Source organism: Streptomyces hirsutus (genome assembly GCF_001418415.1).
GTDB classification, from domain to species: Bacteria; Actinomycetota; Actinomycetes; order Streptomycetales; family Streptomycetaceae; genus Streptomyces; species Streptomyces hirsutus.
Genome location: NZ_LIQT01000124.1, coordinates 1 through 9050 on the forward strand (window position 1 = coordinate 1; position 9050 = coordinate 9050).

Consider the following 9050-nt stretch of genomic DNA (forward strand, 5'->3'; position numbering starts at 1 on the left):
TCGAGGTGGTGACCGCCCCGGACTCGGTGTCACCCGGGGCGGTCACCACCTCGAGGCGGATCGGCGGGGACGCCGTGAGCGGGGGCGCCACGGCCATGGCCCGGCTCCGGGCGTCCCGCAGGGAGCCGGGACCCGGAGGCGGAAAGCCCACCGCCTCCACATCGGGCTCGTCGGTCAGTTCCCACTCGTAGCGGCGCCGGTACCAGGGGCCGGGGGCCTCGCGCATGAGGACGCGCGGGTGCCGGCGCAGCGCCTCCAGGAACGCCTTGCGCAGACGGCCGGCATCCAGTTCCCCGGGGAGGTGCACCTCGATGAGCACCGTCTCCGGTTCCTCGTCCTGGACGCAGTGCCGGGACACCTCGTCCACCACGGGGAACGGGATGCGCAGGGGAGCGGTCATCCGGTCGTGCCCCTTCCCGCCGGCCCGTCGCCCGCCGTGCCGTCCGCGTCACCCGTTTCCCGTACGCGGGGAAGCGGCCGCGTGGGCTTCTCCGGGCCGGGCGGCGCCGAGTGCGCCGGCACGTGGGGCGGCACCGGGGGCGGCGCGGCCGTGTCGTACCGCGCCGTGCCGTACCCCGGACCGCCGTCGGCCCCGGTCCCGTGCTCGTCCGCCCCGGTCCCGTCCGCCCGGCCGGTTCCCCAGCCGTCCTCCCGGACCGTGCGCCCGGAATCCGGACCACCGAGGCTCACCAGCGCGGCGAACAGGCCGATCAGCGCCAGCAGCTGGGCCAGGTGCCCGAAGGCGCCCTCGCCCGCGCCCGCCGGCTCCCCGGCCCCGAAGGCCGCCACGATCCCCGCTCCCGCGAGGGCGGCCAGCGCCACCGGGACCAGCAGGGCGGCCCTGCGCCACGCGAGCAGCGCCAGTGCCGGGACCAGCAGCGCCCACCAGCCCGCGATCACCACACCGACCAGCGTCAGCGCCACCGCGCCCAGCCACAGTCCGGGCGCCGCCGGCGCGGGCTGCGGGGCGTCGGGGTTCTCGGCCTTCCGGCGCCACAGGGCCAGCCCGATCAGCACCGCGATCCCGACGCCGCTGCCGATCAGCCCGGCGTCGTACGTGGTGGCGGGACCGTAGGACAGCTTCACGGTGCCGCTCTCGCCCGCCGGGATCCGCCAGCCCTGCTGCCAGCCGTCCAGCCGCAGCGGCGTCAGTTCCTCGCCGTTCAGGGTGGCGGTCCAGCCCTTGTTGTAGTTCTCGTACGTCGTGAGGTACGAGGCGGCGCCCGAACCGACCGTCAGCTCGCGCCGGTCGCCCAGCCAGTCCCGGACCTCCAGCTCGCGCTCGGCCGCCGAGACGTCCGGCACGGTGCCGCGGGTCAGGGTCAGGGCGGTCACGGTGAGCGGTCCCTCGTCACCGGCCTCGACCCGGTGGTCTCCGGCCGACAGCTCCAGGGCCGTCTCCTCCCGGCCCTCCTGGCAGAGCGTCACGTCCACCGGACGCCGCTCCACCAGGTCGCCCACCGTCCCCTTGACGCTGGTCTCGTGCAGCCGGCCGTCGACGGCCAGCACCGGTCCCTTGCCGCACGCCAGGGTGAACTCCCGTTCGGCGGACGGCTGCGGGGTGCGGTACTCGTCGAGTGCCGGAACGTAGACCTCCGTCAGACCCACCGGCAGGTCCAGGTCCTCGCCGACGACGGGGTTGTGCAGGGTGAGCGGTGCGGTGCGGGTGATCGTGATGTCGAGCCGGTCCGTGGTGATCGCCGGGAAGCGGACCATGCCGTTGTCGTCGACGCCCGCGATCGCCGCGCCGTCCGGGGAGCCGATGTGCACCTCGGTCGGCCGGGTGGACAGGCCGCCCGCGGCCGCCAGCACGACCTCGCCGACCGGCTGCTTGCCGTCCCAGCTCAGATGGACGACCGGCTTGTCGCCCGCGATCCAGGAGGTGGTCAGGTCACCGTCGGTGAGGTTGCGCGCCGACAGGCCGGCGCCGAGGCGCGCGGTGGAGTCGGCGGTGGCGGTGATCCGGGCCTGCTGCTCGGGTGCCACCTCGTACAGCAGCCGGTCCAGTCCCTCGCCCGGCACGGCCACCGCGCTCGCCGCGACCTCGTACGTGCCCGCCGTGCCCGTGGCGAACGTGCGGTGCAGTCCGTTCTCCGTACCCGTGGGCGACAGTCCGGTCGGGTCGGCGGCGCGGTGCAGCGAGACGACCTGGGCCGCCGCCGTCGAGTCCTCCGAGTCCGTGGGCAGCCGCAGCATCCGGGTCACCCGCACGTCCGGCAGGTCGATCTCGGAGAAGCCCGCGCCGCCCAGGCCGGAGTGCCCGGACACCGAGTCGACGATCGTCAGCTTCATCCAGCGCGTCGCGCCCTCGGGCGCCTTGACGTCCTGCTTGGTGCCGTTCGCCTGGAGGAAGCTGGTCTCGGAACCCCGCTCCGTCTCCACCCGCACCTTGGTCGCCGCCGCCCGCACACTGTCCTGCGGGAGCGGGGTGAGGCCGAGGGAGTCCGGCATGTCGTAGCTGTCGTCGAAGGCGATCCGCAGCCACTGCCCGTCGGGCGATCCGGCCGATCCCTCCGCCCAGGCCGTGTCCGGGCTGCCGTCGAAGGCGTTCACCGGGTCGTACTGCGGCAGGTGGAACAGCCAGTTGCCGTACGAGGACGCCGACACCGAACGGGCGCCTCGCAGTTCGGCCACCGTCTGGTGGTCCAGGCCCTCCTTGGGGAGGATCTGGTGCGGTCGCTCGCCCGCGCCCTGCACGGAGTCGGGCGCGTTGCGCTCGCCGCGGGTGTACGTGTACGACGTGTTGGAGTTGACCAGGCCGAACCGGGTGTCCGCGTACCGCATCCCGTCGCCGGTCACCTGCACCGGCGGGGTGCCGAGCCCCGGGTGGCCGTCACCGGTCAGCACCGTCGGCCGGCCGCGCAGCTCGCCGGCCAGCGGCAGCAGCGCCTCCGGGCCGCCGGAGACCACGGCGGTGTCGGCGATCGGGGCCAGCGAGGCCTGCCCCGGACGCCGGACGTCCGCCCCGGTCGGACGGTAGATCTCCACCGCCCGCTGCTGCGGGTACAGCCCCTCGACCTGGAGCGGGGTGCCGTTCGCGATCACTCCGCCGGTCGACACCGGACCGAGCCCGGTGACCCGCTCGTACCCGGACTGCGCCAGCGTGCGCTTGACCGTGGTGGTCGGCACCTGCCCGATCTGGTCGGGGTCGAGGTCGTTGCGGACGACGACGTAGAAGACGCCCGCCCGGCTCAGGTAGTCGGCCAGACCCGGCACCTCGGCGCCGGTCAGCAGGGCCTGCTCGACCGCGTCCATGGCCCGCCGGTTGCCCGGGGTGCCGAACGGCACGTAGTCGCGCTGTGCCCAGAGGGAGTCGGCGACCACGTCGAGCGGCTGGTCGATGGTCGAGCCCCAGGTGTGGATGCCGTGCGCGGTCGCCGGTACGACGAGGGCCCGGGAGTCGGGGGAGTTCTCCTCCAGCCAGTCGGCCGTGGCCTGCCAGTACTTGGGGATCTCCTGGAACGAACCGGGGTTGAGGATCGACCCGTTGAGATACGGCCAGGCCAGCCCCGGCAGGATCAGCACCGCGGCGACCAGGGGTGTGAGACGCCTGCCCCGCACGCGTCGCCCGGCCCCGCTCGCCGTGTCGGCCGTCCGCGAGCGCGCGGCCACGGCGACCAGGTGGGCCAGGCCCAGGACCAGGGCGAGCGCCAGGCCCGTCTGGAACTTGTAGATGTTGCGGAACGGCGACAGCCAGCCGTCCAGCCAGCCCTGCACCACCGAGTGGAACGGGCCGCCGAACGCGCCGCCGTAGCCGGCGAGCAGCACCAGCACCGTCACCAGCACGGTCAGCACCAGCCAGCGCCGCTCCGGCAGGTCCCGCCGGGCCAGACCCGCCAGGCCCAGACCGGCCGCGAGCGCCGAGCAGACGATCACCAGCACCGAGGAGGCGACCGTCCAGCCCGCGGGCAGCCACGCCTCACCGAAGTGCAGGTAGCCCACCCAGTTGCCGGCCCCGCGCAGCGCCTCGGTGGCCGCCATGGTGTCCGTCGTGGTCTGCGCGGTCTCGACGTAGGGCAGGAAGTTCTCGCCGTACACGCCGAGCAGCAGCAGCGGGATCCACCACCAGGCGGTCGCCACCGCGACCGCGGGCGCCCACCAGGCGATCAGCTTCCACCGGCGCGGTCCCGGCGGCCGGGACAGCAGATACAGGCCCACAGGCAGCAGCGACGCCAGCGTCGAGGCCGCGTTGACCCCGCCCATGAACGGGACGAGCAGGGCCGAACGCAACGCCGCGACCCGGGCCGTGTACCGCTCGTTCGTCAGCGGCAGCAGCACCCACGGCAGCAGCGCGCCCGGCAGGGCGGCGGCCGACGTCGAGCCGATCACCGTCGTGAACAGCGGCCACAGCGCGTACGCCGTCGCCGCGAGCAGCCGGGAGGTCCCGTTGCCCACGCGCAGCCGCTCCGCGAGACGCAGCGCGCCCCAGAAGGCGACGGACACGATCAGCGAGAACCACAGCCGCTCGGCCAGCCACACCGGGAGCTGCACCAGGTCGCACAGCCAGTAGAACGGCAGCATCGGCCACAGGTAGCCGACGTACTGGTTGTTGACCCCGCCGAACGACCCCTGGTCCTGCCAGAGCTGGCCGAGGTCGGCGAGGAACCGCCCCGGGTCGACGGTGACACCCAGTTTGGTGTCGAACGTCTGCCGCCCCGGCTGTACCGCCAGGAGCAGGACGAACATCACCGCCCAGAAGCCCAGCAGCCAGCGCCGCGACCGCGGACCCTGGGGTGGGCCCGCGGCGGTCGCGGTACGGGGGACGGCTGCCGGAGGGGGAGCCTGGACCGTGGTCGTCATTCGGGACACCGCCGGAGGATGAGAAGGAGATTCCACGTCGCGAACTCACGCAGACCGGGCACCTTGACCACGGTCTCGGTGAGGAACGGCCAGTAACGGGAGCGCGCCGAGACGATGCGTACGTCGGCGCGGCCCCGTACCTGCCGCAGGGTGGTACCGATGTGTACCGGGAAGAGGTTCTCGCCGAGCGTGTGCTTGGCGGGCCTGCCGGTTCGGCGCCGGTAGCGGGCACGGGCCCGCTCGGCGCCGAGATAGTGCCACGGGGCCCATTCGTGCCCGCCCCACGGCGAAAACCAGTTGGTGAACGACACATAGATGAGTCCGCCCGGTGTGGTCACCCGGGCCAGCTCGCTGAGGAAGGTCTGCGGATCGGCCACGTGCTCCAGGACGTTGGACGAGAACGTGACGTCCGCGGCCCCGTCGCACAGGGGAAGCAGGTAGCCGTCCGCGACCACGGTGCCCTCGGGAGGCTTCTCGGCCAGCTCGCGCACGTCCGGCTCGAACAGGAAGGCGTCCGCACCGCGGCGGCGGAACTCCTCGGTGAAGTGCCCGCTGCCGCCGCCGACGTCGACCACGACGCGGCCCGCGACGGGCCCGCCGTACGCCTCGACCTGGTCGGCGGCGTCCCGGGCGAGCAGCGCGTAACAGGCGTCGGGGTCCTCCTGCTCACGCAGGAAGGCGCGGAAGAGGGCGAGTGAACGGCGCGGGGAGGGATCCTTCGGCGCGCCGCCGCTCCTGCCTCTGCCGCCCATACCTCTGCCACCCGGTCCTGTTTCGGTCATGCCCCTGTCAGTCATACGTCTGCCGCTCATGGCCGGTGACTCCGCACCGCCTCCGCCGCCACCGCGCGGAACCGCCGCACCGTGCGGTCCCAGCGGAACCGGGCGGCGTGGTCCCTGGCCGTCTCGCCCATCAGTTCCCGGCGGGCGCCGGACAGGGCGAGCGTGCACCAGGCCGCCGCGAACGAGGACTCGCCGGGCGCCAGCACGCCGGTCTCACCGTCCACCACGGAGTCCCTGAGCCCCGGCACGTCGAAGGCGACGGTCGGGGTCCCGCGGGTGGCCGCCTCCGTGACGACCAGGCCCCACCCCTCCACGGCGGAGGGGTGCAGCAGCAGCCAGGCCGCGCACAGCAGCCGGTGCTTCTCCTCCTCGGAGACGTGACCGGTGAACTCGACACCGGGACCCGCGAGGCGTTCGAGACGCTCCCGCTCGGGGCCGTCGCCGACGATCACCAGCCGGCCGCCGGTGACCGGCCGCACCCGTTCCCACAGCCTGAGCAGCAGATCGATCCGCTTGTACTCGACGAGCCGGCCCACCGCCACGAACAGCGGCTCCGGGGACCGCCCGGTCCGCGGACCGGGTTCCTCCACACCGTTGTGCACGACCCTGATCCGCTCGCGCGGTACGCCGATTCCGTGCAGCGCGTTCGCGGTCGACGGGGAGACGGCGACCAGCAGCCCGTGCTGCCGGGCGCCGGTCAGCGCCCAGTGCTCGAGCCTGCGTCCGATCCGTGCGGCCGGAGCCAGCGGACCGCCGAAGCGCATTCCCCACAGATCGGTGTGCACATGGTTGACCAGGCACAGCGTCGGCCCGCGGTGCCACATCGGCGCCAGGTACGGCATGCCGTTGCAGACCTCGACCAGCAGGTCGCAGTCGCCGACCTGGCGGGCGAAGGTGGAACGGGCCCGCAGAAAGTGACTGTAGGCGCCGCCCGCCGACACCACGCGGTAGCCGCGGACGGGGGTGCCGCCCCGCTCGGGCGCCGCCGAGAGCCTGGGAGAGGCCGGTCCTCCGCACAGCAGGGTGACCTGATGGCCCATACGGGTCAGGCCGTCGGCCAGCCGGTCGACCAGCAGTTCGGAGCCGCCGGCCGAGGGATTGTCCAGGTCGCGGTGGGCGAGGAAGACGATCCGGCGGGGGTTGGCAGGCACCGCCGGAGGTGGCTGCGGCACGCTGGGGAGCGGCGTGCGCAGCGAGGAGGACGGTACGTGCTGGGGCATCGGTGCTCCAACTCGTCTTGAGGTCATGCGTGGGGTACGCGGGACACGTGCGGATGGGGCTGGGGTGTTCGAAGCGCGGACCGCGTTGCGAAGCGCGGGGAGTGTCTGAGGTTGAGGTGCAGGGAGTGTCACGAGGCGCAGGGGGTGCGGAACGTGGTGGTGGTGCGGAACGCGGTGGTGCGGGACGGATGGTTTTCGGACGGACGGGATGACGTCGATCGGGACGCGCACGCTTCGGGAGAGCGCTCGGGCTCTCCCTGGGCGTGCACGGTGAATGGCTTGTGTACGGGGTGGGGATGGACAGTTTTCGCCCAGACGTCCCCCAGGGCTACTCACCGGGATGACAATTTCGGGCCCGGGTGACTCGAAAGTCACTTAGTTTCGTGAGTATTTACTGAGCAGTACCGGGCAAACCGGGACGCTCTTCTTCCTTCCGTCCACGGGCCACCAGAACCCCACCGGTCACCGCGAGCACGAATCCCGCCAAGGCCGCGCCGACCGGAACGGTCTCGCCCACCATGCGCAGTTGCCCGCTGTCACGCTTCGCCTGCCGCACGGCCTCCTTCTGCGTCGCGGTCGTGAACGCGAGCTTCTCCGCGTCCAGCAGCACCGCCGCGTCCTCCTCCCCGCCCGGCGCCCGCAGTGTGCGCCGGGGGCCGGTCTGCGCGTAGACCACCCGGCCGGTGGCCTGGTCCACGACCAGCTCGAGCCCGTGGTTGGAGTACCACTCCTCGGCCAGCACCTGCGGCCGGTCCGGCTGGTCCACGAGGCTGCCCGGCACCAGCCGGGTACCGGTCTTCGTCGCCGGCACCGAGGCGGTGAACCGGTAGCCCGTGTACCCCTGGACCTTCTCGGTGCCCCGGTAGCGCATCACGACCGTGTCGCCGAGGGTGTTGTCCCACCACTGGTAGGAGCGTTTCTGCACGTCGAAGGGGAACTTGAGGTACGCCTCACCCTCGATGCGGGGCTCGGCCTCGCAGCAGCGGACCGGCTTCGTGGTCTGCCGGTCCAGCACCCAGCGGTGCGGTGCGAAGTCCAGCGCGTCGTGCGGATCGGCGGCCGGCAGCGACTTGTCGGTGTCCACCGTGGTGATCACGTCCCACACGGCGGCGTTCCCGCTGTCCGCGCTGGCCTCGACGTTCCCGCGCACCCGCTGGGTGACGGTGATCGCCTGGCCCGACACGGTCTCGACCCGGTCGAGGTCGAACACGCTGCCCCGGCCGGTGTAGACGGCGGTGGTGTCGATGTCGACCGGGTTCACGGCGGCGCGTGGCTGGACGTACCACGCCAGCAGGGGGGCCAGCACCAGCAGAAACGTTCCGAAACCGAGCATGACCAGGGAAAAGGGGGAGGCTGTACGGCGCATCCGGGCACTCCAGAGGCTTGGGACGGATCGACGCGGACAGGCCGGATCCGTAGAGGGGAAACGCGCATGGGGGAGGGGCGGAGCCATCCGGCACCCCCTGCGGGCCGGGACCGAACTCCCTCTGGGCCGGGAACCGTAAACGCCCCTTGACGCAGTGTCAATGCACACTCGACACTGGGGGACGACGAACAGGGATGGCGGAACGTACTTTCGGGGGTGGGGAAATCCTCCGAACAGAGAGGCTGACCCTGAAATGTCCAGACTGCTTGCCGCCGCGCTGACGGTCGTGCTCGCCTCGGCCCTCGCCGTAGGCGCCGCCCTCGGCGTGGTCGCGCTGCTCGATGCCACCCCCGAGCAGCCGAACACGCCGTTGATCACCTACGAGCACGCGGGGCAGGGGAGCTGACCGGTGGCGGCGTCCAGAACCGTCACGGCCCGGTCCGCCTGGCAGGACGTACCACGCTCCCAGGTGCACAGGTTCGCCGAGACGGCCATGGCCGAGGCGCCCGGACTCGCCGAGGAGATCATGGGGGAGATCCAGCGCGAGTACCCCGAACTCCCCGTCGTGCTCGACGACTCGGGCGAACCGATGGCTCTCGTCGGTATCCGCCGCGCCATCGAGGTGTTCGTGCAGCATCTGGAGCACGCCGACCATGTGGCGGGCCCTCCCACGGTGCCGCCCGGCCTCTTCCACGACTTCGGGCGCGGTGAGGGCCTGCACGGACGGTCACTGGACTCGCTCCAGGCGATCTACCGGCTCGGTGTCCGCATGGCCTGGCGGCGGCTCGCCGAGATCGGCCAGCGCATCGACATCCCGCCGCCCGCGATGTACGAACTCGCCGACGCGGGCTACGAATACCTGGACGGACTGGTCGACCAGTC

The 9050-nt window shown here is 72.6% G+C and carries 6 protein-coding genes and 1 pseudogene; 2 read left to right on the forward strand and 5 right to left on the reverse strand.

Annotated elements, in window-relative coordinates; translation table 11 throughout:
• The 5 genes and pseudogenes from AOK11_RS09995 to pgfA form a co-directional block, all read right to left on the reverse strand.
• Window positions 1–400, reverse strand: a pseudogene (locus tag AOK11_RS09995) (condensation protein); the annotation flags it as partial.
• Window positions 397–4800 carry an alpha-(1->3)-arabinofuranosyltransferase domain-containing protein gene (locus tag AOK11_RS10000; RefSeq protein ID WP_079034747.1) on the reverse strand — a complete coding sequence of 1468 codons (4404 nt, stop codon included), beginning with the start codon at window positions 4798–4800 and terminating at the stop codon, window positions 397–399. The gene AOK11_RS10000 and the pseudogene AOK11_RS09995, both read right to left, overlap by 4 nt.
• The gene (locus AOK11_RS10005; protein ID WP_055593305.1) at window positions 4797–5552 is read right to left on the reverse strand and encodes a class I SAM-dependent methyltransferase; all 756 of its coding nucleotides are present in this window, start codon (window positions 5550–5552) and stop codon (window positions 4797–4799) included. Before AOK11_RS10005 ends, AOK11_RS10000 begins: the two co-directional genes overlap by 4 nt.
• Before the next feature lie 56 nt (window positions 5553–5608).
• The gene (locus AOK11_RS10010; protein WP_055593306.1) at window positions 5609–6802 is read right to left on the reverse strand and encodes a glycosyltransferase family 4 protein; all 1194 of its coding nucleotides are present in this window, start codon (window positions 6800–6802) and stop codon (window positions 5609–5611) included.
• Window positions 6803–7193: 391 nt separating this feature from the next.
• A complete protein-coding gene (pgfA, locus tag AOK11_RS10015; protein ID WP_055593307.1) occupies window positions 7194–8168 on the reverse strand; it encodes a cell envelope lipid trafficking protein PgfA in 975 nt (324 codons plus the stop codon).
• A gap of 253 nt (window positions 8169–8421) precedes the next feature.
• On the opposite strand from pgfA, the gene AOK11_RS43365 reads away from it, so the two are divergent.
• Together AOK11_RS43365 and AOK11_RS10020 are read left to right on the forward strand one after the other, a co-directional pair.
• On the forward strand, window positions 8422–8574 hold the full coding sequence (locus tag AOK11_RS43365; protein ID WP_167353774.1) for a hypothetical protein: 153 nt from the start codon (window positions 8422–8424) through the stop codon (window positions 8572–8574).
• A gap of 3 nt (window positions 8575–8577) precedes the next feature.
• Window positions 8578–9050, forward strand: a 473-nt coding sequence (locus AOK11_RS10020; RefSeq protein WP_478501587.1) for a PucR-like N-terminal domain-containing protein, incomplete at its 3' end; no start/stop codon positions are given.